The organism is Leucobacter komagatae, from assembly GCF_000834055.1.
Classification (GTDB): domain Bacteria; phylum Actinomycetota; class Actinomycetes; order Actinomycetales; family Microbacteriaceae; genus Leucobacter; species Leucobacter komagatae_A.
The window spans coordinates 77,320-102,578 of sequence record NZ_JXSQ01000005.1; the positions used below are offsets into that span (position 1 = coordinate 77,320).

The following is a 25,259-nucleotide window of genomic DNA, read 5'->3' on the forward strand; positions in this document are numbered from 1 at the left end:
CGGACCGTCACATTGCGTCACGCACATGGGATACTGAAAGCGAATCATTTAGCGAGTCGGGGGCGGATCACATCGGCGCCCTGAGCAAAGCGGAAGGAACCGTCGGTCCACATGAATCAGCCAACCACTGACCACCTCGAGGCCTGGAACACAAAGCAGGCACTGGCGGAACAGATGATTCCGCTCATCGGTCAGTTGTACCGCGATCACGACATCGTGATGTCCGTACACGGCCGCAGCCTCATCGGACGCTCCGCGATCGACATCATCCGCGCGCACGGCTACGCACGCAAGATCGACGACACCGAGCTGTCGCTCGCCGAGACCTCCGCCATCGTCGAGGCACTCACCGCGATCCAGCCAGGACCGGTCTCCCTCGACCTAGCCCTGCTCGCCAACGACTTCCGCAATTCGGGCGCCACCGACCTCGAGAGCTACCTCCGCGACGAACTCGCTCCGGCGCTGAGCGCGCAGCCAGCGTCCGGCCGTGACGTCGTGCTCTACGGCTTTGGGCGCATCGGCCGCCTGCTCGCCCGCATCATGATCGAGCACGCTGGCAGCCAGAACGGCCTGAACCTTCGCGCGATCGTCGTCCGCAAGAACGGCGAGAAGGACCTCATCAAGCGGGCGAACCTGCTGCGCCGCGACTCGGTGCACGGTCCCTTCAACGGCATCATCAAGGTACTCGAGGACGAGAACGTCATTCTCGCCAACGGCGTACGCATCCAGGTCATCTACTCAAACGATCCCGCTGACGTTGACTACACGAGCTACGGCATCGAGGACGCGATCCTCGTCGACAACACGGGCCGCTGGCGCGATGCCGAGGGCCTTAGCCAGCACCTCGAGAACACCGGCATCTCACGCGTGGTGCTCACCGCACCGGGCAAGGGCGATCTGCTCAACGTCGTCTACGGCGTGAACAACGACAAGATCACCGACGCTGACACGATTCTCTCCGCAGCCTCGTGCACGACCAACGCGATCACACCCGTGCTCAAGGTCATGAACGACACATTCGGGGTGAAGCACGGCCACGTCGAAACCGTGCACTCGTACACCAACGATCAGAACCTCATCGATAACTTCCACTCGGGCGACCGCCGCGGTCGTTCCGCTGCTCTGAACATGGTGCTCACCGAGACCGGCGCAGCAAAGGCCGTCGCCAAGGCGCTCCCCGAGTTCGAGGGCAAGCTCACCGGCAACGCGATTCGCGTTCCAACACCGAACGTGTCGATGGCCGTGCTCAACCTCCAGCTCGAGAAGGAGACCTCAGCCGAGGAACTCAACGCGCTCCTCGAGCAGGTCTCACTCACGGGACACCTGCGCACCCAGATCGACTTCGTCGAGTCGCCCGAGATCGTGTCGACAGACTTCGTCGGCTCGAACCGCGCTGGCATCGTTGACGGCCTCGCGACAATCGTCACGGGTTCGAGCGCAGTGCTGTACGTCTGGTACGACAACGAGTACGGTTACAGCTGCCAGGTGGTTCGCATCATCGAGCAGCTCGCAGGGGGCCATCCTCTGCAACTTCCCGAGCTCTCCAAGTAGCCTGAAGCAGTACACCCACCAGAACAGGAAGGAACTCGCCATGTCTGAGAAATACCTCATCGGAGTTGACGGATCCGAGCGCAGCCGAGCGGCTCTCAAATGGGGCCTCAATCGCGCGGCTGATCGCGGAGCGGCTGTCGAACTCATCCACGTCGCTGACGATTCCTTCCTGTCTGAGAGTGTTGCGTTCCTCTCTGAAGCGCAGGCAGCCTCAGAGCAGATGCTCGCGCACGAGATCGAGCGCGCAAGAACTGAGCTGGGCTTCACCGGCGAGATCACGGGCACCGCGGTCGTCGGTCACCCGATCGCTGAGGTCGAGGCGGCGTCGAAGCACGCCGACCTGCTCGTCCTCGGCGCGCACTCGGGCGGAAAGTTCGCTGGCTCCGTGTTCGGTACCCGAGCAGTGAAGGTCGCCGCTGTGGCGCACTGCCCCGTCGCGGTCATCCCGGCGGAGCAGGGATCCACCGGCTCCGGCGTCGTCGTCGGCGTCGACGGTTCTGACGCCTCGAAGCGTGCGATCGGGTTTGCCGCAGAGGAAGCTTCCTTCCGTGGCGTGCCACTCATCGCAGTGTACGCCTGGATGCCACCGCTCACCCCTGGCCTGGAATACCTGTGGAGCGAGGAGCTCGTTACCGCTCAGCAATCCGCGGCCGAGGAGTCCATCGCGATTGGCACTGCCGGCCTCGCTGAGCGCTACCCCGATCTCGAGGTGCGCCGCGAGATCGTGCAGGCTCCCCCCGTCACCGCACTCCTGCAGGTCGCCGAAACCGCCGAAATGGTTGTTGTCGGAAGCCGCGGGCGCGGCGGAATCTCCCGCCTCCTGCTCGGTTCGGTCAGCCACGGCGTGCTCAACTCGCTGCCGTGCACGACCGTCGTCACGCGCGCGGAGTAACCGCTGGAATGAGTGGCGATTTCCACATTCAACGAGTCGTCACCTCTGGGGTACTCGGAGCCGGTAGGCCCGAGTACCCGCCCGAGGGTGTGCCGATCGAGAACAATGTCTTCGTCGTTGGCGACGCGAGCAGTGCGCTCATCATTGATGCCGCACACGACGCCGAAACGGTCGCTCGCGCAGTCGGCGAACGCGACCCGCTCGGTATTCTGCTCACACACGGGCATGAGGATCACGTCAATGCGGCGATCGCGCTAGCTGACAGACTCGACACTCACCTGTACCTGCACCCCGCCGACCTCTTCCTGTGGGAGGAGACCCATGGGACTGAGCGGCTGCCTGACTTCGAGCTCGCCGATGGGGCCGTGTTCTCGGTCGGGGGCATGGAGCTGGTCACGATCCACACCCCGGGCCACACGCCTGGCTCTGTCTCCGTGTACGCGGGCGGCATCGCGACGCTCTTTTCCGGTGACACCCTCTTCGAAGGCGGCCCGGGAGCTACCCGCTGGGACTACTCGGACTTTCCGCAGATCATTGAGTCCATCAACTCACGGCTGCTCACGCTGCCAGCGGTCACGACGGTTCTTCCCGGCCACGGTTCTGCGACGACGATCGGCGCAGAGGCGCCTCAGTACAAGGCATGGATTGAGCGGGGCTGGTAACGCAGCACCGAGCAACAGTTAGGGGCCGGGCGGCATTGCCGCTCGGCCCCTAACTATCTCCCCGGCGTCGCCGCCACGCGCCCGACTAGATCTTGTCGCCGAGGTGGCGAAACTCCCTGTCGATGTAGCTCATGGGCTCATGCGCTTCGCCGAAGTGGGCGTCCAGCACGCCTGCGACAACGATGACTGATGAGCCGACCTCAAGCTGGTGCAGCGAGCGGCAGCGAAGGGCGACGCGGACGTCGCGCAGCAGCGGCTCCCCCGATGGCAGCATCTCCCACCCCTGCTCCTGCGTGAATCGCTCGGTACCGGAGACCGCGAACGTCTGCGCGATGTCTGCGTGCCGCGCATCGAGCAGGTGAACAATGAAGGAGTCGGCTCGGAGCACGCCGCCCGCACTGCCCGTGGCGCGGGTGACGGAGAAGGACAGCGCCGGTGGATCCACCGCGACAGACGCGACGCTCGACACCGTGAGGCCCACGGGACCCTCCGGCGTTTGCGCCGTGATGAGACCGACGCCCGCCGGGTGATCGCGAAATGCACGCTTCAGCGCGTCTCCTGCTTCAAACTCGTTCATCGATGCTCTCCACTGTCATGCTCTGTACGCGCGGTCCTCGCGCCACCTACCCCAACCCGCCGTGCTCCGGGTCTATTCCCTGCTCCGCATACGCGCTAATAGTGCGCACGAACACCATCAGCCACGCAAACAGCAGGCTCGCAGCCATGAACTCCGTGCCCGTGAGGTTGTAGTACCCGAAGGGGATCCACAGCAGCACGGCGATAACAATGCCAATCACGACGATGAGTGAGAACACGACAAGATCACGTGGCACGCCGGGGATCCGCCGCAGCGCGACGGAAACGAACACCCCAAACAAGACGAGCATGCCCGACGCCGACCCAACGTGCAAGAAGATGTTTTCCGCATCCGGCACCGAGCCCGCGATAGCCATGCACATGCCGATCCCCGCAAAGAGCCAACACAGGGTGCGCACGAGACGGACGTCGTCCCGCCCGCGCGCCCGCAACCCCGTGCGCACGTCATGCCCGATGTAGTTCGCGAGTACGGTCAGCAGAAACCCCGTCACGATGAGCGAGACATTGAACCGGTAACCGGTCGTGCCACCCTCATTGCCGAGTTGCGAGAAATGCAGCTGCCACCAGGAGGCATCTGGCGAGCTCACCATGCTCGCCATCGTCCCGATAAACAACTGCGCAGTCGCAAGCAGCGCAATCGACTCGGAGGTGGTGCGGGAGCCTGCGAGCGCTGCGGCGTAGGTCATCGCCGCAGCAGCAGCGCCGGCCAACACCCCGCCACCGAGCGGATCGACCGTCAACCCGCGGAATCCGAGGCCGAATAGCGCGGCGATCGCCGTGATTGCGAGGTACGCGAGCATTCCTGTGCCGAGGGTGAGAGCTGCGACGTCGAACACGCGCTTCGCCCTCGGCAGCTCGCTCCGCCACGCATCGCTGCCCCTGCTCGCTTCGACGAGAAAGGAAATAGCGAAGGCGAGCCCAGCCCCGGCAGCAGCGCACCAAGCTGCGAGCCCTCCGAGCGAACCGCTGCCGGAGAGCGGCAACCGGGTTCCGGTCATCAGTATCGCGGTGAGTGCGCCCGTCACGACAAACGAGACGACAGCGAGCTGCGTCGCACGCGACTCGATCACCGCCGAATCGCTGCCCCCGACGCGCGCTGCGCCACGCCCGGCCCCTCCTCCGCGCCCAGCCGGGCTCATCCGGCGTGTCGCACCGTGCTCGACACCTGGAGCTGGCTGGGATGGCAATGGTGGTAAGCCCTGCGGCGGGAACGCGGACACGCAGTCTCCATTCGATCGAAGCAACACGCGCGCTCCCGGATTCGTTTGCAGCGCGATTCCACACTAGACTGATCGAGTTCGCTTTCGCGAACGGAGGGCCTGTAGCTCAGCTGGTAGAGCGCCACGTTTACACCGTGGATGTCGTCGGTTCGATCCCGGCCGGGCCCACCAGAAGGTCGTTGTTTAAACCGGCGACATTACCGGTTTGAGACCTCGACTCAGCGGCCCGCCCATCGTGGCGGGTCGCTATCGTCTGCACGCCAGGGTCGAAGAATGCGTTGAACGGTTCCCCCGGCTCACCGATGACAGTGCCTTCCTCGCTGAGGTAGAGCTTGTCGAAGAAGGCTTGGTTGGCGATGCGCCGCAGCGAGTCATCGATGCTCATGTATAGCTTGTAGCAGTCCTTGGCCAGTGCGAGGCAGTCATCAAGGTGGGCACTTGCCAGTTCATACTCGACATCACCGGCTTCGATTTGGGCTTCGAGAAACGCCAGTCGTCTCCCGATTCGATCCTGCTCTGACTTGAGCAGATCAATCGGCACTGCCCCCGCGTAGTGGGCTTGCAGAGGTTTGGAACGCTCTGCCTGGAGATCGTCGCGTTCGAGCACGTGTGCGTTGCGTTCTTGCTTCACGGTGGCGTGGAGCTGAGAGAACTGCGCCGTGATGAGGCTACGGAGTGCAGCAATGGTGGGCTCAGGGATTTGGATGCGCCGGTAGTAGTCCTCGATTGCGGCTTCAACATCAGGCACATACATTGCTTTGCGTTCACAGTTGGTGCGTTTGGCGTGACGACCGGCACAGATGAAGTACGGGTAGATGACGCCACGGCGGCTCTTGGCGTTGGTCACCATGAGTCGGGAGCCGCACTCACCGCAGAACACGGTGCCTTTGAGGTAGTGATCGTGGGTTTGGGTTTTCTCACCGGATACTTGCTTCGCGCCGAGCACTGCTCGGACTCGGTACCAGACTTCGGGGCCGACGAGTGGTTCGTGGATGCCGTCGTAGGTGGCACCCCGAAACGACACGCTGCCCTTGTAGTACGGGTTGGAGAGCATTTTCTGCACCGTTGATAGCGCGGGTGGCCGTGCTGGTCGTTTCGGTGTGGGCGGTGTAGTGAGGCCCCGGTCGATGAGCGCTTCGCGGAGCATTGCAGTTGAGTAGTTGCCTGTCGCGTATGCCTCGAACGCCCACTTCACTATGTCAGCACGCGTGGGGTCAGGTTCAACGATGCGCAGCTCGCGGCCAAGTTCATCGCGCGTGGTCACGTTGAGATATCCAATGGGCGCTTTCCCGTTGGTGCCACCCGTCATCGCTTTTTGGCTCATGCCTTTAGAAACTTCGTTGGCGAGGTTGCGGGAGTAGAACTCGGCGATGGTGGACATGATGCCGTGGAGCAGCATCCCCGATGGTGTCTCGTCAATGTTCTCGGTTGCCGACACCAGCATCACCCCGGCGTCTTTGAGGGCAACATGGATCGCAACGTCATCGGCACGGTTACGAGCGAGACGGTCAACCTTATGCACGATGCAGTAGGCCACGTGGTTGGTTTTGACGTACTCGATCATCCGCATGAGTTCGGGTCGGTCTGCCTTCCGAGCGGATTCACCGGCGTCGACGAACTCTTCGACCACGATCGCGCCAAGGTCACGGGCCTTGCGTAGGTTCGCTTCGCGCTGCGCGGGTATGGAGAAGCCTTCGTCTCGACCTCCACGTTCGGCTTGCTCCTTCGTGGAGACGCGCAAGTATGAGACCGCGATGGCTGTGGTCTCGCCGATGCGGTTGAGGTCGGTGATAGCAGGTTGCTGAGTGGTGCTCACGGGTCGTGTTTCCTCTCCCCATAGGTGGGGCCAACACGAGCGGTCAGTACCGCTCGTGCGGTGCGACTCGTAAACGGAAACATGACCCGGATGACTCTCAACGGAGCCAGCCGGGTAAGCCACGATGGGCCAAACAGGACTGCGCACCACGGTCAAGCCGAAAGACCTGGCCGCTAGCTTCTTACGTCTCTGATTCTATCTCACCGGGCTGACGGCTTCCAGACTCGCTGCGGGAGGGGTCGGAACTGGCGGGTGTCTGCTTGGTGCGGGCAAGCGCCATGCCGATGAATACTTGCGCAAGGCGATGAAGGTCAGGGGCCTCCCGGAACTCCGCTTGTACCTGGTAATTGCGCATCCTTGCCGGAAGCTGTGGATCATGAGCGTTCATGAAACTTCACCCGCTTCGGGGTCGAGTGTGCTGTAGAACGCCTCTTCTTGAGCGCGTCGTTTGTTCACTTCCGCAAGTACAAACTCCACGAACTCGTCAACGCGGTCCGTGATGACGACATCTTCAACTTGCGGGGCCGGTTCCTCACCTGGCCAAGTGGTTTGCCGGGTAGGGCGGTCACGATCCAACCGCGTACCCGATGCACTCACCCAGTCCCGAAGTCGCTGCCTTGCGTCGACAAAGTCTCTATGCCAGCCAAGGGGTGCGGAGCCGTTTTGTTCAGGGTCGTAGGCACAAAGCCAATGGAGATGCAGCGCTGAGAGTTCCCACACAAGTTCAGGATGATGGTGCCAGAATGGCGGAATCACGGATGCTGGAAGACCATACGTCACCCGGAGCCAGTCCACCCATCGGTTGAGTTCGAGCCATTCTGCTTCCAGGTCATCAGCGCTCAAGAGGTTCCAGTTGACCGGATGTGGTGGCTCCGAGTGGGCATCAAAGGTGTCTTTACCGAGATCGTCAACGTCGATTTCGTCGGGTCCAATTTCGTAGTCGCTCATGGTGATCGCCTCAGATGCCGAGACCGGCTGAGGACGCTCCGAGGGGTGAGTGAGTGGGAGGGTCGAATGCGGATGCGTCACGGGAAGCCACTTCTAGTCCGGCTGCCTTGCCTCGCGGTGTGCGATCGACCTCGTATCGGGTGCGGGCCATGTCGTGACCGATTCTTAGAGCCGTGAATTCTTCACCCTCGACGGTCTGCCCGTCACGTTCGTAGGTGTATTCGCGAACGAAACCTTCTGCGATGAACCGGTCGCCCTTCGCGAGGCGAGCGTGCCCCTGTTCAGCAGCAGCCTTGAACGCCACAAGATTGTGAAACGTCGGCTCCAGCTCGGTGAACGATCCACCTTGTTCTTGCCGGTAATGCTCCTTGCCCACCTTGACGAATAGTCGGGCATCACCTTTCTCGGTATAGGTCAGCTGTGGTTCCGAAGCGATAAAGCCGGAGAATGATTGCTGCGTCTGCATGGCCATCGGACTGTCCTCCTGACAGTTCAGCGGCGGCTCACGGCTTGAGGACCGCCTTGTGCCAGACAGGTGCGCGTTGGCTCCCCGTAGTTGATCGGATTACAGGCGTTGGTGCAGGAGGGCTTCGATCTCGGTTCGATCAGCACGCAGCGTTTTCGCGTCCTGACGCGTTACCCAGGACCGGAGGTTGGTGACTATCGGTGGCGCGCTGCGGAGCATCGTGAGGCCGGTGCCGAACGGCAGGGTGCGGAGCCGGTCGGGTGGCAGGATCGGGACGCGGCGGATGGAGCGCTGGTTGGAGCGGGTGCCGTGATCGCCGATGGTGGTGGAGTCGGTGTATTCGTCACGTTCGCCGATCAGCGTGGACAAGTCTTGGAGATCTCGGCTGTTGGAGGCTCCGCCGAGAATGATCTTCACGATGGCAGCATCCCAGATCGCGTTCGCCGCGTTCTCGCCCCACTTATCGCGCGCCTGCGCCAACGATTGCAGCACCGGCATGGTCGTGATACCGGTGCCGCCACCTTCGGCCATCAACGTCGGCAGAGACGGCAGCGGTGCCAGGTTGCCGATCTCATCCAACGCGAGCAGCACCGGTGGGTCGAGGCGAGCACCGGCAGAACGAGCCGCCAGGCGGCGGGCAGTTTCAACGAGGTCTTCTACGAGCGCTGCAACCAGCGCAGACGATGCGCCTGCTCCGGCACCGGTCGCGAGCAAGTAGAGCGTGCCCGAATCGGTGAGGAAGGTTTCAGGGTCAAAGTCTTCTCCCGGACCAGGTGACACCGCATCGAGCACGCGCGGATCAGCCAGAGCGGCAAGGGCGAGGGACACGCCTTGCCAGATTGAGTCGCGGGTGCGCGGGTCGGCGTCGATCATCGCTTCTAGTGATTCGGCCCATCCGGCGGCGGCACGGGTGGAGCCGGTGAGGATTGCGACGGCTTCGGCTGCGGCGGTGGGATCGAGCGTCCACCGGAACAACTCGGCCGGTGGACGGTTATCGAGCGCTGCGGCGTGCAGGAGGGCTTGGAGGGCCGTGCGGGTTTTGCCTTCCCAGAACCCGCCCCCCTCGACGCCGCCAGACGAGAGTCCGGTGCCGGAGGCGAGTCCGGTGGCGCGGATCATCGCCGTCAACGGGTCCTCACACCCGCGCACCGGTGACCAGCGCAGCCCAGCGGGGAGGCCTTCGGCAAGCCGCTGCGGATCGAACACCGCGACCGGGCCGATACGTTTTCGTGCTTTGAGCGTGGCGGTGAGGTTATCCGGCCTGGTCGAGGTCGTCACGACCGCGCCCGGAGCGTCCAAGATCGCGTTGATCACGACATGCAGGCCCTTGCCGGAGCGGGGTGGCCCGACTAGCAGGATCGAGTCTTCCACACTCGCCCAAACCCGTTTGCCTCGTGACTGCCCGAGCAGGTAACCGACATCGGATGGATTCGGGGCATCAAGTGAGGGACGAAGCGTTGAAGCGCGTTTGATCAGTGCTTTATCAGATGCGACCCGGGCAACTTCACCGCTGGTGGCGGTACCTTCCAACCTGCGTGGGTCGGTGTGGGCGTGGCGTGCGTGGTCGCGGAGCTTCGCCCATATCCACCACGCGCTCACTGCGATGATGGTCAGCATTAAGCCCGTGGTGACCCAATATGCCACGGGATGCAACCCGGCGGCGTCGAGCGCTGTAGCCGGGTCTGTGGGATTCAGGAGCACCATGAGTCCGGCGGTGATTCCGGCTTCCGGTTGCGAAGCACGGGTGAGGAACGCGGCGACCGAGCCCGCTGTCCGGAGCACAGCTGCGAGAGCGGCAGCACTGATGAGGAGGCCGATGCCGAGATTCGCGATCCCATCGCCAATCGTCGTTGATCCTGGCCGGTTCATCGTCGGCTCACGATCTCGTACGTGCCCGAGACTCGTCCCAATAACACGACTTCACCGGTGGGTGACGCATCGAGTTGGGTGGCTTCCAGCAGCGCCCGAGCGATGCCGGTGTGGGCGGCGTCGGTGTGAGTGATGATGATCGCAACGGCGACATCCTCACCGGGCACGAATCCATCAGCGGTGACTTCGAACAACTCGGGACGAGCCACCAGTTTCGGGGCTTGCGGCACCGGGTCTGGTTCGGTGGGGTGTTTCTTTGCGGGGGTGATGATGTCGGTGAACACACTACCGTCGGTCTCGCGAACCTCGACGCGTACTGGCGTGCGGCGTTGATCGCTGATCCGGTCAATGAGCGTGCCAAAGCTGGTGCGTCGCCACGGCGGAGCAAACGGCTCCGGGACGAAGGGTTCCCCGTCGATCATGACGGTCAGGGTCCCATCGGTGTTGACGGTGACGATGACGTGCGGAAGCAGAACCGGAGCCCCAGACTCAGCCGCCGACCCTTGAACGGAGGCTCGCTTGGCGTGGTGGCGTTTCGGTGCGTTCATTTGGCACCACCGGTCATACGGGTGGTGGTGTCGAACGCGGCCAGCTCGTCGGGATGCAATTGGTGTTGGATGACGAAGGAACGGTCTTTGATGCGCCAGAGCCCTTGCCCGGTGCCAAGGCCGGGGAGGAGCTTTTGTTCGGTACCCGTGAGTCCCAGGGTGCGGGCGGTGACGCCGAGCTGGTCGGATTCTTGCCGGTAAATAATCCTTGTTTCCGCGTTCGCGAGCAATGAACTAGCAAGGGCGCGCATCGCGGAACCTGAATCGCCGACATTGTCGAGGTCGGTGAGTTTATGGAAGATCAGCATGTTCGCGATCCCGTAATGCCGGGCCATCCGCCATTGCGCATCCATCCGCTTCAATAACGCTGGATGGGACATGAGCCGCCAGGCTTCATCGTAGATCACCCACCGCTGGCCGCCATTGGGGTCCATGAGCGCTGATTCCATCCAGGCACTGGAGCAGGTCATCAGCACCGACACCAGGGTGCTGTTCTCCGCGACCCGCGACAGATCGAGACTGATCATCGGCAGTGACGGGTCGAACGTCACCGTGGACGGGCCATCGAAGAGACCTTGGAGATCACCGGCGACCAGCCGTCGCAAGGCGTGGCCGACCAGTCGCCCATCTTCGGCCAACCGGCCATCCTCGTCATCCGCCGGATCAGGGGTCAGGATGCGGTCCACGACCATCGGCAGGATCGGCACATCATTGGAGGTGACGACAGCCGTGAGCGCAACATCGATGGCGGTGTGTTCCAACGGAGAGAGCGAACGTTCCAGCACGGTCGCCGCCAGCGCACCAATGAGATTCCTCCGACGAGACGCCACCTGGGTCGTCCACTCAAAGTCCGTGAGACCGGAGGGGCGGTGCCCTTCATCAAGCGGGTTCAACCGATTGCGCAGCCCATGGCCCAGGACAATGGCTTTCCCGCCGACCATTTCGGCGACCGCAGTGTGTTCACCTTTCGGGTCACCGGGCACATAGACGCGCCGCCCGAACGGTATCGAGCGGGTATACAAGCTTTTCGCGAGCGATGACTTGCCAGAGCCGACGATGCCTGCCAGCACCACGTTGGGGGCGGTGATGAGGCCCTGCTTGTAGAGCACCCACGGGTCATACACGAATGAGCCACCGGAGTAGAGATCCTGGCCCACGAACACACCCTGCGATCCGAGCCCACTCTCAGCCAGAAAAGGGTAGGCCCCAGCCAATGCGGCGGAAGTATCTTGATGACGGGGCAGACGGAACCGGCCCGGGGTTCGCAGCGCCGCAGAGCCTGGTTCACCTGCACTGGGCAGGTAGTGGGTGTTGCGGCGCTCTTCACGCTCGGCAGCAACTCTGGTTTTCGCTTCTGTGCGGCCTGTTTGGTGTGCTGCGGTGTGGATCGCGGTGGCCGCCTGTTTACGGGCTCGGCGGTGTTTGCGTCGTTCGCCCTCGGGACCAACAAGCACGGAGGTATGGAGGCGTTCCTCGTTCCGGTTCACAGCCCCAGCCCCCGATTCTGAATCACTGCCGCCACCGCGGTGGAACGAAACGGGTTCGCGAATGCATCCGCACGGTCGGTGATACGAGCATCACGACCGACCGCTTCGATCTCCGATACCGCAGGTTCTGGTTCGGGGCTGAAGGAACGGAGGAGGCTGACGTGCCCCAAATCTTTGTTGTAGGTCAGCACGTACTCACCCTGCTCGGCGGTGCTATCGAGTGCCCCGGTCGGTGGCGTGTCGTAGACGTACCCGTTGACGAGTGCCGCTTGCGTGGTCTCCTCGCCGTAGTCCCAACCGGCGAGGTGATCGATCGCAGCATCCGCGCCGTCGGCCCCGATCAGATCGAGCACGCGGTCTGCTTCCTCACCTTGGAGAAACACCACGGACACAAATCGGTGCGCCGGTTCGGGAGCACTAGCGGGGTGCCACGCAATTTTTCCGGAGGCTTGGGAAGCGGCGTCGAGATGCGTATCAACGGCATCGAGCAACGTGGCGGCCTGATGCAACGCGTCAGCGGCATCCAATGCTGTCTGCGCGCCTACCTGTGGGTTACCGGCATCGTCAAAGGCACGGTTCTGATGGGTGAGATGCGTGCGGGCCAGCTGGTCCAGAACCTGCCGGAGCGAACGTGCACCACCGAGGAGGTCACCGATCACCGCGTACGTGTCGGCAGGGTCATCGAAGGAACGGGTGGCGTGCGCGAGACCGCGCAAGGCCTGGGAGGCTTCTTCGGCGTCGTGGATGGGATCGTTGAAGGTGGGCATGGCGGGTGCCTTTCTGCGTGACAAAGTGATGGGTCGTCAAACAGGTGTGCCCCTCAACCCAGAAGGCGGAAGAGGGCACAGCACGTACTGCTCAGGTCAGACCGTTCGAGCCAGCGGTAGGGCGGCGACGGTGAACGCGGCGGCCTGCTGACCGACGAGTCGTCGCGTCTCACACGACGCTTGGATCGCGGCCTGTTCCACGGCAGAGACCGCGGCTTCGAGTTCGTCGGTGCTGGGGGCGGAAATGTTGATGAGGCCGGTGTAGCGCAGGATGCCGTGCCCCGCGGTCAGGTCCGCTTCCTGTTGGAGCACGTCGTGGTATTCGGCGGTTTGCCCGGCGTCTTCGATCTGCCCGATCTTTTGTCGTTGGGCGGCATCGCTGATGTGTTCGGTCTTCTTCTTGCGAATATCGCGAGCGGCCTGGTCCGAGCGGATCGGGGTGCAGATCAGCGAGAACGACCGGTGAATCCCCGTCGACAGCAACACCGGTGCCAAGAATCCCGGATACACCAAAGAGCGCGGCCATTCGCTGATCCACAACACCGCGTGATGGGCGGAGTCTGAGCGCAGCTGATCCCAGGCTTCAGTGACGGCGACCGGTCCAGCGGTAGCCAGGTCCCGACCGAGATCGCCGTGCCGTTCCAGCGTGGCGGCGATTGCCGGATCATATGCAGACCGGAGGATGACGGCGACTTCACCCGGGGTGAGCCAGGCACTGGCGGTGAGGTCAGCAGTACGCAGCGCGGCGACGAGCGTGGTCATCTCCTGCCTGAGCACCGCCGCGGCACCACGAAGCCCGCCGCCAGCGGTTCTGATCTGGCGGGCCGCGGTTTTCATATCCAGCGCGAGAGACAACGTGGTGGCGTGACGTTCCCCAGCAGGGCCAGCTCGTTCAATGAGTTCTTGATAGGTGGTCGCGGCCCAAGACCCGTCGGCGTCCCCGTGAGCGTCCCACCATTCGGCGAGGCCGGTGCCGGAGTCGGGCAGCGTGCGTTCCAACACTTGGAGGCGGGCGATCCTGCCGGATCGACACGTTGTGGCAAGGACTCTGCCCCAGGCGGTGACGCGGCGTTCCTGCTCGCCTGGGTCAAGGAGCACGAACGCTGGATGTGACAAGCCGATCACCGCCGTCAGGGTGTGCTGGTGCGGGTCGTGGATCATCGCGGCCTCAGTTTCAGGGTCCATATACTCCCGAAGCGCTGCCGCATCCCCAGGGAGGGCAAGGGTCCCGGCCGGGCGGGGTTTGACCACGCGGCGGCGATAGATGAGGTGCCCGCCGGTCACGCGCCAGGCCCACCGGAAGGTGACTGGCACCCATTCGATGAGTTTCCGGCCGCCTGCGGGCACCCACGTCAACACCGCACATGCCAGCCAGATGGGGGCGGAGTAGGTGAGGAGAATACCGCCCCCTGCATAGAGCGCCCCCACCACAGATAGCACCGCGACCGCGAGGGTGATGAGTTGCGACAAGGAGAGCCCGAGCAGGATGCCGCGGCGGGTGAGGCGGGAGAACTTCACCGGCGATAACTCGTACTCGTTCCGTGTCGAATCTCGGTCATGTTTACGGGCCATGATCACTCACTCTTTCGGCTTCGGCGTCGATGGTGGCGGTGGGGTCGCAGGTTTTGACGGTGCATTGGGGGTCGGGGGTGCGCTGCGTGATGGCGGCGTGGGCGCTGCTGGGGTGTTCGGTGTCGACGAGGGTGCGGGCGTGTCTTGCGCAGCTCCCGCGTGCGCTTCGGCCTGACCGCCGATGGCAGACCCTGCCTTGGGACCGGCGGTTGCGGCCCCCTTGACGACCTGCGCGCCAACGACCGCTGCGGCAGCAGGACCAGCAGCCGCCGCACCTCCAGCACTTGCCCCAGCGCCAGCCCCGGCACTTCCACCTGCACCCGCCGATGCGCCACCAGCGGCGGCACCACCTATTGAGGTTCCGGCTCCGGTTGTCGCAGGAGCCGCGGTCGAAGTCTTCGGGGTCGCGCTCCCGCCAGCACCTGCACCTTTGCTACCGGAGGCGTCATCGAGGACCTTCTTGGGTCCCTCACCTGCGGGCTTGGAAGGTGTGGGCACGGGGCGGTTCATCGCTGATTTAGCTTCTTGTTCACTGGACATCGCGTGGTACATATCGAAGCCGACGAAGGAAATGAACTTGTACGCCATGTAGGGGGCGAATGCGGCGATGAACATCAGCACGATGCCCGCAATGGGGTCACTGATGGAGGCCAGGTCCGCTTCAATCGGTGCAGACACTTGGGTAATCGCGACGAGGAAGATCACCACCAGCACAAGCTTCGAGGCGATCAACGCAATCACGAACGCCGCCCATTTGGAGAACCAGCCCTTCGTCGCATCCCACGATGCCCCCGACAAAGCGATGGGGGCGAACACGATCGCCACCAACAGCAGCGCCTTTCGTACCAGCAGGCTGAACCAGACGATCGCTGCCGCACTGATGGCAAGTCCTGCAAGGAAGATCGTGATGATCGCACCCACGCCCGGGGCGGCGATGTTGATACCGACCAGGCCCGCCGCGAGCAGGGCGATACGGTCGCCCATACCTTCCATCGTGTTCCCAGTGGCTTGCACAATGCCGACGCTCAATTGGTCGGTGACCTCCAACAACAGGCCGGTGATACCGATAGCAACAAATGAGCCGAGGACGGCTTTGGCAAGGCCAAGCGCGGCACGGGTGAGGGCGGTGGGGTCGCGGCGGATGAGGCCGGTGATCAGTTGCAGGCAGAAGAAGATCAACATGATGAACACCGCCACCCCGAACAGCACGTTATAGACCCCGATATAGCCCGGCTCGGACACGTCCACGAGCGTGGTGGTGTCGAACACGGACCAGACGGCTTCGAACAGCCAACCAGCGGCGGCACCCATGGCTTGGGCGAGCCAGTCGAACGGGGCTGACACCAGTGTGGCTGCCGCTTCACCGGCGACGTCGCAGACCGTTGAGATGATGGGGACATCGCATACACCCACCGCACATCACTCCCTACAGAATTTGATTCGAGACGGGTGGGTTTAGACGGACTGGCCGACGGTCCAGAAGAAGTTGATCAACGTCACCGAGGCACCGCAGATGATCGCCGCACCGCAGGAGACGAGGACGCCGACTTTCCCGCGCCCGGCCAGGTGCGGGTTTGAGGAGTTCGCGCCGAAACCCCACACGATCGCCGACACGATCAGCGCCAACACGCTGAGGATGAGGCCGACGGTCATGACCGCACCGACGATAGTGCGCAGCTGGTTGATCCCAGGAAGGCCGGAACTGTTGGGGTCGATATCGATCTGCATCGGCAGCAGCGTCGACAAGACAGGTGCGGTTTCGGTGAGGATGGTGAGGGTGTTCACGACGGTGGCTCCTTTAGTTCGTGGGAAGCACAGCGCTTCTCCCAGGGCAGGTGCACCCCGGTCACCCAGAACGCCCGCACCAAATGAAATGGGACGGGCGTCAGAATGTGTTGAGTGTGGTTAGAGGGTGGAGCCGAGGCTGATGAGCCAGTTCACCCAGGTAACTGCGCCACCGGCGAGGATTGCGGCACCGAGCGCGGTCCAGGCACCGATGCGGGCTTTGGCAGCTGCGCCGTGGTGGCCGTTCGCGGTGGCGATCGCCCACGTGACCCCGCAGACGATGAGCATGAGTACGGCGATGATGAGCACGAACGTCAGCAGTGCGCCGATCACGGCTTGGAGATCGTTTGCGCCGCCGACGCCACCGAAATCAGGAAACACATCCATGGGGTTCAGGCTCCTTGTTTGACGGTGATGTGGAGGTGGTCGAAGTGGCCGCCGGTGACGTCAGCGGGATTGTGCATGCCGCCACCGTTATAGGGCCGCCACCCTTGGGCGTCTTGGGCGAGGGACCAGATTTGGCCCTGCCAGATCAGGTACTCCACCCCGAGGGCTTCGGCATGGGTCTTGAGCCAGTTGGTGACCGCCCACCCGTTTTCCAGCGCGGTCCCGGTGGCGGCTTGGCCGATGCTGTTTCCGAACGTCACATCACATGCACGACCGAGCGGATGCTCGGATGTGGTGCCGGGGCGCGGCGAGTAGCAGCCCCACCCCGTGTCAGGGAAAGCTGCGCGGGTTTGGGTCATAACGTGGGACATGCGCACAGTGATCTGCCCGCTGCTCGTGGGGTCGTCCACCATCGCATCGGGGTCACCGGTCAAGCCGCCAGGTGCGGGGGCATCTCCACCGGCGGCGCAGCCGGGACCAGGAGTAGCGGTGCCGTCGGCTTCGGTTGCGCCGTGCTCGGCTAGCCAAGTGTCGGCATCAACCGTGTCACCACCGGTGCTGCCAGGGCGGACCTCAAAGTGCAGGTGGGCTCCGGTGGAGCGGCCAGAGGAACCCACATCACCGATGTGGGTTCCCGCGGTGACGGTCTGGCCGGGGGTGACGTGGATACCGTGTGCCCACATGTGCGCATATGCGGTGCGGAGCGCTTGGCCACGTACTGTGTGCTCGATGACGATCAGCCCGCCGTAGCCGCCGGTGAACTCGGCGACGAGCACGTGCCCGTCGGCGGCGGCATAGATCGGGGTGCCGTCGGCGGCCCCGTAGTCGGAGCCGGCGTGGAAGGAGCGTTCCCCGGTGAACGGGTCTGATCGCCACCCCCAGGGACTGGTTTTCGTCCACGTCCCCGCGGGGAGCGGGAACACGATGCGGCTCGTTTCCGGCACACTGCCGCTGTTTCCGCCGCTGCCGTTGGTGGGGCGGGTGAGGGCGGTGAGGATCGCTTCGGCGACCGGTTGATAGTTCTGGTATCGGTCGGGGTAGGCGCTCACTTCGACTGCTTGGGCGGCTTCGCCCATGTCCATCTGCTGCCAGCCGGGAATGTCGAGCAATCCGCGCGGTGACGGATAGTTCGACCCTGCTGGTCCGCCGTAGAACGCTCGGGCTTGATAGGTGGTGTCCATGAGGTCTGCGACCGTGCCCCACCCGGCCTGTGGGCGCATCTGAAACAAGCCGAGAGAATCGTGGTCGGAGCCGTTGCCATCGTTTGGATAGTCCCCGGATTCTGGGTAGGTGCCGGTGTTCGCGAGTTGGCGGAGGGTTGATTCGGTGAGCGCTGCCATCAGCGCGATCGTCACCCCACGGGTGTTGATGCCGTCGGTCTGCCCGCCGATGGTGATGATCGTGGCCGCATGCGTGAGTTGCGTGCGGTTCAGTGTGAACCGTTCCCCGTTCTTCGTTCTCACCTCTAGTGAGTCCGGGATCGGCCCTACCGACAAGGACATGCCGGGAAGGCAGGAGGCGTGCGCGGCGGGATTCATGACCAGCCCGATACCCAGGAGCATGGCGGCGGGTCCGAAACACACGGCCGCGATGACGAGAGTGATAAGAATTTTACGCACGGCAGTTCACCCGCCTTCAGTCCAGGGGTGCGTCGACGCGGGACAGCCGCAGCAGACGGCAATGGTCAAAAGTGGGCTGGCAGGTGATGAACATCGTGAACGCCACCGGACGTTCCGTCTCGACCGGGTTCTCACCCCAATACCCCGAACGATGCCGAATACCGGTCACGGTAAAAGCAGTCGTGCCGGGCAGCAGCTGCCCCGGTGCAGCCTGGGCTTCGGCGTCGGCCCACGCCTCGGGCACAAAAAGTTCGTCGATCGTGAGCCACTGGGATGTTTGGTGGGTGCGCAGCTGCGTCCATTGTTCGGGCGAGGGAAGGTATGCACGTATGTCGGCGGCAAGACCCGCAGTTTCAATCCCTGAGGGGTCACCGACATCGACAATGATCTGCGCGTATTCCGAGGACTGGTAGCCGCTGGTTGTATCCCACGTGAGCAGTGCCGTTGCGACATCGCTGGCGAACAGTTCGGGACGAGTGGTCTCGCGAATCGGGTGCGGTACTGCCTGCGTAGCTGGTGGCCGCGGAGTGGGTGTGGCGGTGTCCGTCTGGTTGGTGTCATCGGTACCGGGAGCGGTGGTGTGGGGGCCACGGATCAGTCCGTAGACACCGATCCCGACAAGCACCAACAGGACGAGGGTTCCTGCGATAGCGGCGATGAGGATGCGGCGATGCTTCGACGTAGCAGAAGAGTTCATACCCTTCAGGTGCACATCGCCGTGCACCTGAAGCCCCGTTGCGTTAGGCGATCACCTTCGCCTGAACATCTTGTGCCGTATTCGCTGTGGCGCGATGCTCGGCAACTTGGCGGGCGAAGCTGGTCGTGCCGGTGATCGTTTCTTGGAACGCGTCGTGTTCATCATCGGTGAGCGCATGCGCGATGTCGGCCGCGTCGTAGTGCAGCCACCAGTTGGCCATCTCGGACCACAGCACCCGGAATGCGCGCACCGGGAACTGAGGCACCGGCTGATCGTCCTGCTCGGGTGCGGGGCGAAGCGGTCGCGGCTTCTTCATCTTCGCTTGGTCTTTTACTCGGCGCAGTGCTTCGGTGGCGAGTCGTTCCAACTCGGCGGTTTTCATGTCGGCGGGGGTCTGCCGAATGCTTTCGGCTGCCACGCTCGCGTGATGCCGTGCGACCTCGTCAACGTCTGCGTCGTTCGCGATGCGCTCCAGCTCAGCTATAGAGGTCTGGGCGTTGATGCGTTGGAATGCGGGGTAGACCGGGGACCCGGTCTCGATGGCGGCAAGTTCCTCACGTGCGCGTTGCCGCACTTCCTCGGTCTGCTCCGGGTCCTCCGCCAGGGTTTGGAGATGGGCGATGCGTTCGAGCGTCGTGTACGAGGCACGACCGGTGACCATCCTCGCCGCCTGTGCGCGCGATGCTCCTGCCTCCCCGGTGTACGGTGATGCCAAATTGGCATCACCGCTCTCTCCGCCGTGTTTTCCACCTGGCCCAAACTGAGTCGCCGCCTGCCGCTGTGCGGCATCTTCGGCCATGATGTCTTTGAGTTCCCGATACAAGGTCGCTTGCTCGGTAGGGGTGAGCGGCTTGTGCAGTAGGTTGTCGTCTTGCTCCGCCAACAGTGCTCCGAGCCGGTCGGTGATCCCTGAGCGGACCCACACGTTCACGGTGCGCCAGCCGAGCTGTGTGATCGCTTCCAGTCGCCTGGCACCGCACACGAGCACCCCATCGGGGGTGATGGTGATCGGTTGCAGGAGCCCGTCCCGCTCGATCGATGCGATCAGTTGGGCGAGATCGCCGTACTCGGTGCGGTGCCGGACCCCGACGGTGATGGATTCGACGGTGCGTTCCAGCTCGATGAGACCGTTGCGTTCACCCACGACCACCACCCCTGACCGGGATCGATGCCGTAATGGTGAGCACCAGTTCGTCATCGCGCAGCAGCACCGGGACCGGTTCGCCGATCAGGAGCCGCAGCAACACTCCGCGACCCAGCGATGTGCCGACATACACCGGCTCGGGATTCCCCAGCATCGTGCGCAGCAGCCCATGCCAAGACGGTGCAGGAAGGTCGAGGAGGGCGCGGGCGTGTTTGTCGCGGCGCAGCGCCTCGAACGCGGTGGCACGATTGCCTGCGCGGGCGAGGCGTTCACAGATGTACTCAACGCTCGCTTTGACGGTGCTTGCGGGCCAGCCGAGTGCCGTGAACAGTGAAATCGTGTCCTCCACTGCTGACACGGCCAACACCGATTCACCATCGACATCCGAGACGTGTTCGGTGTGGCGGTCATCGGGGTCGTGGTGGTGGAATGCGGGATGGTAATCGGTGAGAGGGTTCTCCCGGTCGCTGAGTCGTTCGGCGTCGTGGAATACCGAGTAGTGGGGGCGGCGGGCTTGGTGGGTGGAGCAGAGCATCCCGTTGGCGCGGGCTTCTGCGATGCAGGTGATCTGTACTGCGCGGGTGATCACGCCCCAGGGGTCATTGGCGCGCAGCACCGACGGGGTGCGCATCACATCGAACGCCGCCGACGCGGCCTCCCACGCATCCAGGCCGTGCTTTCTTGCCAGCGGCGCATATTTGGTGGCCGTGTAGTCCATCAGCGCGGCGACATCACGGTCGGTGCGCCACGCCTCTTGGCCCGCGTTGTGGATTCGCGTGAGAAGGGTGCGGAGCCCTTCTCCGGTGGTGAAATCTGTTCGTGCAGCACGGTGTGTGGTCATGGTGGCGGCACCTCCTGATAGAGAGGTGCACACCGCCTCCCACAACTCCGGGGCCTGCGCGATCGTGATGCTCGTCATGTCTCATCACCGGGCCATCCCCACACTCGACCGTGCTGGTCCCTGCATCACGTGCGGGCGGGAGTGACCAAATGCGGTGATCGGTGGGAGTCGGTGTGACCGGTTGGAGATCGCAGTCCGCGACACTGCGACTGTCTGCGCTGGGAGGCGTCTGATTCGGCGGTGCAGTTCCGCCTCGAAACTGATGCCGCGCCCTGCCAGCTGTGCGGTCGAAGCAGACAGCACGTCGGACATGCGCACCCAGACGACGCTGCGCGGGTCGAACCTGTCCACCCCCCGCGCCGTCGCCGAAACCTTTTTCAATGACGGATCGCCCCGATGCGCCAGCGCGGACACGTCCGTATTGGGCGGTGTCTCCACTGTTGTGGGTGCGTGGGCAGGGATACGCGGCTGGATAGTTGTGGGATGCGGGTTTTCGGTATTCATGGTGATGTCTCCTGTTCATTCGTGACGGCAAGTGGTTGGGGTAGCCAGCGGCCCACCGTCGAGGGATGCACACCGAAATGCTTGGCGATGCGTTTGTTCGACCAGCCGTCCTCACGCAAGCCCGCAGCGACTTCGCGTCGGTCACGCGCACCCAGATGGGGACGTATTTTCGCTGCATCGCCGGTGGGCTCTGATGCGGTGATCGGCAGCTCGGGATCTGAGGCCCAGTAGGCGTGGTTATGGTGGCCCTCCAAGTTCGCGCCGTCGAAGGCTTCTTCGGTTTGAGCAGTGGCCGAGATCTCGCCCGGAGGGATAGGCCGAGTGAGGATGACGGTGAGATGGGTGATGGCCAGTAGCACCAGCGGCGGCACTGCGGCGACGGAGGCGGCAAGCAGCCGGGGCACGTCGGCGTCGGCAGCGATCACCGCATGAATAGCGTTCGCGGTCACCGATACCAAGGCACCCGCAGTCAGCAGCATCCACGGATACCACGCGGATCGTTGCCCGGCCAAAGCCACCACAGAGACCGTGGCGACCACGATGATGCCGTCTACGATCAAAGGCCACGCCCACGCCTGCCCTTCACTGATCCCGCTGCGCCTGGCGAGGTCAGCCAGTGCGGTGAACGACAGCCAGAACGCGCCGAGGGCGATCAGGATCGTCCCGGCCACAGCGGTAGTTACTGCCAGGCGTCCACCACGCCGCTGAAACACGGGTGTCGTCATGCGATCACCCGCCCCAAAGACTGCCGCGGGGCAGAACGAAGCAAAAGTGCCGGATCGCTGCCTGCTGGTTCACGAGGAGCAGGTTGGCTGGCGCGGTATGCCGACCGAATCGTCGTAGCGATCTCCCGTGCCCCCAGCCCGGCGTGCTCTGCCGCGGGGCCAAGCACCGCGAGCGTGTCGGCCACCGGGGTGTGCTGTTCGGCGAGACGACACGCGGCCCAGAACAGGCCACGGTTCCGTTCCCCTTCACCGAGGGCGGCGACCCACCGGCCCAGTCGCTGCACATCCAGGGAACGAGTGTGTGAAGTTCCCTTACCGCGCGGCACTGATGGGCGAGGGTCGAGGAAGTTCCGCAACCGGCCCGCATCCACCGGCCCAGGCTCGACGAGGCCAGTGCTTCGCAGCTCGTACGGACGCAACTGACCATCGGACTGGGTGACTCGTGAGGGTGGGGCGAGGATGTAGCCGCCGCTGCCACGAAAATCGATATGCGCTGTCGGGGCCTGCCACGACGCCTGCTCCCGCGACTCATCGGCCGGGAAATAGGCATGCAGCCCGCCAGAGGGCGTGCGCACAAGCGCCGCCCAACCGTCTACGAGCCCTTCTCCGCGTGCCCGCCGGAACGCAGGGAACTCGGAACCAGTAGAGCTGATATCGACATCCACGACCTCGATCCCAGAGGCGGGACCGGTGGGAATGGCGAGGTTCGCCGCGGGCCACCGCCGCCACCACGCCGACACTTGTTCCGGCTGGGTGCTTGCGTCATGGAAGCCGCGCCTCGTGAGTGGCCGTTTCTCACCGGGCACGCACGGAAACACCGGCACCCCCGACGCTGCCAGCATCCTCGCTGCATCTGCCAGACTCAGCTGCTGGGCACGAGCGAGGGAGTCGAACACGGGAGCCATGTCATAGCCCCCTCACCGTTTCACGCCCGCCTGCAAGCGACTGCGACGGCTCGGGTAGCAGGCCAGGGACCTCCCGTTTGGGCTGTTCACGCCGGGTCGCATCGCGTACCAAGCCCGGTGGATCACCGGCACCGATCTGCACGGTATCGAGGTGATCGAGAATCTGGGTCGCGGTCTTACGCACTCGTTCACCGGTGGCCTGTACAACTTCGACCGGGGAGGAGTCCTTCACTGTGCTTGCCCAGCCCGACACGTACGGGATCGTGTAGCCGGTGGTGTCCATTCCGTGCGCGGCACCCACCATGAGCGCGACCGATTCGGCTTCCACCTCACCAATACCGCGACGACCGTTCGCATCGGGATTACTCGGCCCGTGAAGCATCACGTGCGCCAGCTCATGCACGAGGGTCTTCACTTGTGCTGCGGGCGGCATATTCTCCCGCACTGCGACGGTATTTGCGGTGTAGTCGGTGACGCCGTTCGCCCCGTTGATCATGCCCTCATGCGGCACCCGGAATACCGTGAACCCGCGCGCCTCAATCTGCGCGGCGAGCCCGTCCCACAGCCCTTCAGGCGCTTCGCCTTCCAACAATACCGGTGTAGGGCGTTCGGGGATGGGATCGCCGGAGGTTTGCGAGACATCCCAGACATAGGCGGGTTTCACGCCGACGATCTTCGAGCGGGCGACTTCGCCGGGACGGGGTTTCTCGCCTCGCTCCAACCTGCGCCACGACGCAGCATCGGCGAGGGTTGAGGAAGCGAACCGCGCCGTGACCGGGGCATAGATCATGAACCCAGATTGACCCTTATCCACCTGACGACCCAGGGTCTGCCACTGCCGAAACCCCGCCACATACGACGGCTCTGCGGCTTGCACCCGCCCGGCCTCGAACGCATCGAGATGTTGGGACCAGATCAACAACGTATTGTTGAAACTGCGTGACCGGAACCGCGCCGCGAAACTCATGGCACGCTGCCAATCCGCCCCAGATATCAACGTCTCGACCGCACCGGTCAAGCGCTCCTGGAGCCCGTCGAGCTTTGCCTCACGCGCTGCTTGTGCTTCCTCCCACTTCTTCGCCATCGTGTCCGCCTCTCCCAGAAACCTGTGTGGCCGCAGGCCAGGGTTTGGGCATGGCCTGCGACTACCAGGTGCGCCGGGATCACATGAGTGACGAGACGGATGTCAAAGTGCGGGACGACCGCCCGGAACAGTCTTGAACCCGACAGTCCTTACCGTCCTACCAGCCAAGAACATGCACCGAGGCGCAGTGTCGGAGAAAACGTCCCGAAGGAAACCGAAGATGTCCCGTTCCCGGTCACTTCCCGGCCAGGTGCATCCGCCGGTAAGCACTCGGCGTCATGCCCACACACTCCTGAAATGCCTCATTGGCACGGCTACGACTCGCCCACCCAACAACGCGGGAGGCGGCATCGATGGTGAGGTCAGTTTCACGGAGCAGGTGCGCCATCTCCTCAACCCGAAGAATGGTCAAATATGCCAGCGGCGTCTTGCCGTATGTTTCGGTGAACACCCGTGAGAGCTGCTTCGGCGACAGATGCACCCGGGCCGACAGGACACCCAGCGTCCAGTTCGCGGCGATGTCTCTTGCCAGAGTCGCGCGGGTCTCGTGGGCCTCGTCCCTGACCGGTGCGAATCGTCGGCACCGTGGCAAGGTCGGACGGGAATGAGCCCGCTGTGTCGGGCTCTGGCGTACCGGGGAGACATTGATGAACGGGGTCACCACATCAGCGATTGCAAACCAGAGCGCCTGCATGCGATGGAAATTATGCTCGAACCCGCCGTCGATGCTGCGCGCGACCAACTCGTCCAACCACGGCATCAACATGCCGGTTCGGTCTTCACCGAGCCGGAGCACTTGAGACGGTTCACTGTAGACAGCTTCGGTGAACCGTTGCGCATCCAGGCGATCACGGAGCAGCCAAGCGTGCTGCCAGAACACCTGATCGATCACATAATCAGTGTCAAGGTAGATCGTTGTCGTGGTGATGTGACCTTCCGGTTCACTGCCGCAGAGCACGTTCGCGTTCAACACCACCACATCACCGACCGTGACGATCCGCTGCCCAAATTCACTAAACAGCAGCGCACTCCCGTCACGCACGATAATCACTTTCACACAGTCATACGCAACCGGACCGACTGGACGTTGAATCGTCCGTGTTCTCGCCATAACAGGATGAAAACCCCTCGCAGCTGAGCGCGAGATCACTATTGCACCCTAGGTCGTATATT

At 63.6% G+C, this 25,259-nt stretch carries 24 protein-coding genes and 1 tRNA gene; 4 read left to right on the forward strand and 21 right to left on the reverse strand.

Going from position 1 to position 25,259, the window contains the following annotated elements:
* The first annotated feature begins 111 nt into the window (after positions 1-111).
* Genes SD72_RS05635 through SD72_RS05645 form a run of 3 tightly spaced genes read left to right on the forward strand, consistent with a single transcriptional unit; the run spans position 112 to position 3,105 of the window.
* Positions 112-1,551: a glyceraldehyde-3-phosphate dehydrogenase gene (locus tag SD72_RS05635; RefSeq protein WP_042543469.1), complete on the forward strand. Its 1,440-nt coding sequence runs from the start codon at positions 112-114 to the stop codon at positions 1,549-1,551.
* 40 nt (positions 1,552-1,591) lie between these two features.
* Entirely contained in the window at positions 1,592-2,443 is an 852-nt protein-coding gene (locus SD72_RS05640) for a universal stress protein (protein ID WP_042543470.1), read from the forward strand.
* 8 nt (positions 2,444-2,451) lie between these two features.
* On the forward strand, positions 2,452-3,105 hold the full coding sequence (locus SD72_RS05645; protein ID WP_042543471.1) for an MBL fold metallo-hydrolase: 654 nt from the start codon (positions 2,452-2,454) through the stop codon (positions 3,103-3,105).
* Positions 3,106-3,190: 85 nt separating this feature from the next.
* On the opposite strand, the gene SD72_RS05650 is transcribed toward SD72_RS05645, so the two are convergent.
* Together SD72_RS05650 and SD72_RS05655 are read right to left on the reverse strand one after the other, a co-directional pair.
* Positions 3,191-3,682 carry a flavin reductase family protein gene (locus SD72_RS05650; RefSeq protein WP_042543472.1) on the reverse strand — a complete coding sequence of 164 codons (492 nt, stop codon included), beginning with the start codon at positions 3,680-3,682 and terminating at the stop codon, positions 3,191-3,193.
* A 46-nt stretch (positions 3,683-3,728) separates the two neighbouring features.
* Positions 3,729-4,772 (reverse strand): DUF998 domain-containing protein, encoded by a 1,044-nt coding sequence (locus SD72_RS05655; RefSeq protein WP_157000474.1) that lies wholly within the window; start codon positions 4,770-4,772, stop codon positions 3,729-3,731.
* A 245-nt stretch (positions 4,773-5,017) separates the two neighbouring features.
* Here SD72_RS05655 and SD72_RS05660 point away from each other — a divergent pair.
* Positions 5,018-5,093 (forward strand) — tRNA-Val (locus SD72_RS05660).
* Here SD72_RS05660 and SD72_RS17315 read toward each other — a convergent pair.
* The 19 genes from SD72_RS17315 to SD72_RS05765 form a co-directional block, all read right to left on the reverse strand.
* The gene (locus tag SD72_RS17315) at positions 5,050-6,888 is read right to left on the reverse strand and encodes a recombinase family protein (protein WP_332307493.1); all 1,839 of its coding nucleotides are present in this window, start codon (positions 6,886-6,888) and stop codon (positions 5,050-5,052) included. The two genes, SD72_RS05660 and SD72_RS17315, sit on opposite strands and share 44 nt — an antisense overlap.
* Positions 6,889-7,122: 234 nt before the next feature.
* The gene (locus SD72_RS05675; RefSeq protein WP_042543475.1) at positions 7,123-7,686 is read right to left on the reverse strand and encodes a hypothetical protein; all 564 of its coding nucleotides are present in this window, start codon (positions 7,684-7,686) and stop codon (positions 7,123-7,125) included.
* Between the two features lie 10 nt (positions 7,687-7,696).
* The gene (locus tag SD72_RS05680) at positions 7,697-8,158 is read right to left on the reverse strand and encodes a single-stranded DNA-binding protein (protein ID WP_042543476.1); all 462 of its coding nucleotides are present in this window, start codon (positions 8,156-8,158) and stop codon (positions 7,697-7,699) included.
* 93 nt (positions 8,159-8,251) lie between these two features.
* Positions 8,252-10,021, reverse strand: a complete 1,770-nt coding sequence (locus SD72_RS05685; protein ID WP_042543477.1) for a type IV secretory system conjugative DNA transfer family protein — start codon at positions 10,019-10,021, stop codon at positions 8,252-8,254.
* On the reverse strand, positions 10,018-10,569 hold the full coding sequence (locus SD72_RS05690; RefSeq protein WP_042543478.1) for a hypothetical protein: 552 nt from the start codon (positions 10,567-10,569) through the stop codon (positions 10,018-10,020). The genes SD72_RS05685 and SD72_RS05690 overlap by 4 nt, the downstream gene beginning before the upstream one ends.
* The gene (locus SD72_RS05695) at positions 10,566-12,056 is read right to left on the reverse strand and encodes an ATP-binding protein (RefSeq protein ID WP_042543479.1); all 1,491 of its coding nucleotides are present in this window, start codon (positions 12,054-12,056) and stop codon (positions 10,566-10,568) included. Before SD72_RS05695 ends, SD72_RS05690 begins: the two co-directional genes overlap by 4 nt.
* Positions 12,053-12,823, reverse strand: coding sequence for a hypothetical protein (locus SD72_RS05700; protein WP_042543480.1), 771 nt, complete (start codon positions 12,821-12,823; stop codon positions 12,053-12,055). Before SD72_RS05700 ends, SD72_RS05695 begins: the two co-directional genes overlap by 4 nt.
* Before the next feature lie 96 nt (positions 12,824-12,919).
* On the reverse strand, positions 12,920-14,395 hold the full coding sequence (locus SD72_RS05705; RefSeq protein ID WP_042543552.1) for an SCO6880 family protein: 1,476 nt from the start codon (positions 14,393-14,395) through the stop codon (positions 12,920-12,922).
* A 6-nt stretch (positions 14,396-14,401) separates the two neighbouring features.
* The gene (locus tag SD72_RS05710; RefSeq protein WP_042543481.1) at positions 14,402-15,808 is read right to left on the reverse strand and encodes a conjugal transfer protein TrbL; all 1,407 of its coding nucleotides are present in this window, start codon (positions 15,806-15,808) and stop codon (positions 14,402-14,404) included.
* Between the two features lie 42 nt (positions 15,809-15,850).
* Positions 15,851-16,123, reverse strand: coding sequence for a DUF6112 family protein (locus SD72_RS05715; RefSeq protein ID WP_042543553.1), 273 nt, complete (start codon positions 16,121-16,123; stop codon positions 15,851-15,853).
* A 177-nt stretch (positions 16,124-16,300) separates the two neighbouring features.
* Positions 16,301-16,567 carry a DUF6112 family protein gene (locus SD72_RS05720; protein ID WP_042543482.1) on the reverse strand — a complete coding sequence of 89 codons (267 nt, stop codon included), beginning with the start codon at positions 16,565-16,567 and terminating at the stop codon, positions 16,301-16,303.
* Between the two features lie 5 nt (positions 16,568-16,572).
* Positions 16,573-18,129 (reverse strand): M23 family metallopeptidase, encoded by a 1,557-nt coding sequence (locus tag SD72_RS05725; protein ID WP_042543554.1) that lies wholly within the window; start codon positions 18,127-18,129, stop codon positions 16,573-16,575.
* A 73-nt stretch (positions 18,130-18,202) separates the two neighbouring features.
* Positions 18,203-18,883: a hypothetical protein gene (locus SD72_RS05730; RefSeq protein ID WP_052492502.1), complete on the reverse strand. Its 681-nt coding sequence runs from the start codon at positions 18,881-18,883 to the stop codon at positions 18,203-18,205.
* Positions 18,884-18,926: 43 nt separating this feature from the next.
* Positions 18,927-20,027, reverse strand: a complete 1,101-nt coding sequence (locus tag SD72_RS05735; protein ID WP_042543556.1) for a ParB N-terminal domain-containing protein — start codon at positions 20,025-20,027, stop codon at positions 18,927-18,929.
* On the reverse strand, positions 20,020-20,946 hold the full coding sequence (locus SD72_RS05740; protein ID WP_420038416.1) for a hypothetical protein: 927 nt from the start codon (positions 20,944-20,946) through the stop codon (positions 20,020-20,022). Before SD72_RS05740 ends, SD72_RS05735 begins: the two co-directional genes overlap by 8 nt.
* A 422-nt stretch (positions 20,947-21,368) precedes the next feature.
* Complete coding sequence (locus SD72_RS05750) at positions 21,369-22,097, reverse strand: DUF2637 domain-containing protein (protein WP_042543483.1); 729 nt, start codon at positions 22,095-22,097, stop codon at positions 21,369-21,371.
* Entirely contained in the window at positions 22,094-23,002 is a 909-nt protein-coding gene (locus tag SD72_RS05755) for a bifunctional DNA primase/polymerase (protein ID WP_042543484.1), read from the reverse strand. The genes SD72_RS05750 and SD72_RS05755 overlap by 4 nt, the downstream gene beginning before the upstream one ends.
* 1 nt (position 23,003) lies before the next feature.
* Positions 23,004-24,086 (reverse strand): ArdC-like ssDNA-binding domain-containing protein, encoded by a 1,083-nt coding sequence (locus SD72_RS05760; RefSeq protein WP_042543485.1) that lies wholly within the window; start codon positions 24,084-24,086, stop codon positions 23,004-23,006.
* Positions 24,087-24,321: 235 nt separating this feature from the next.
* Positions 24,322-25,197: a helix-turn-helix domain-containing protein gene (locus tag SD72_RS05765; RefSeq protein WP_042543486.1), complete on the reverse strand. Its 876-nt coding sequence runs from the start codon at positions 25,195-25,197 to the stop codon at positions 24,322-24,324.
* Positions 25,198-25,259: the final 62 nt, after the last annotated feature.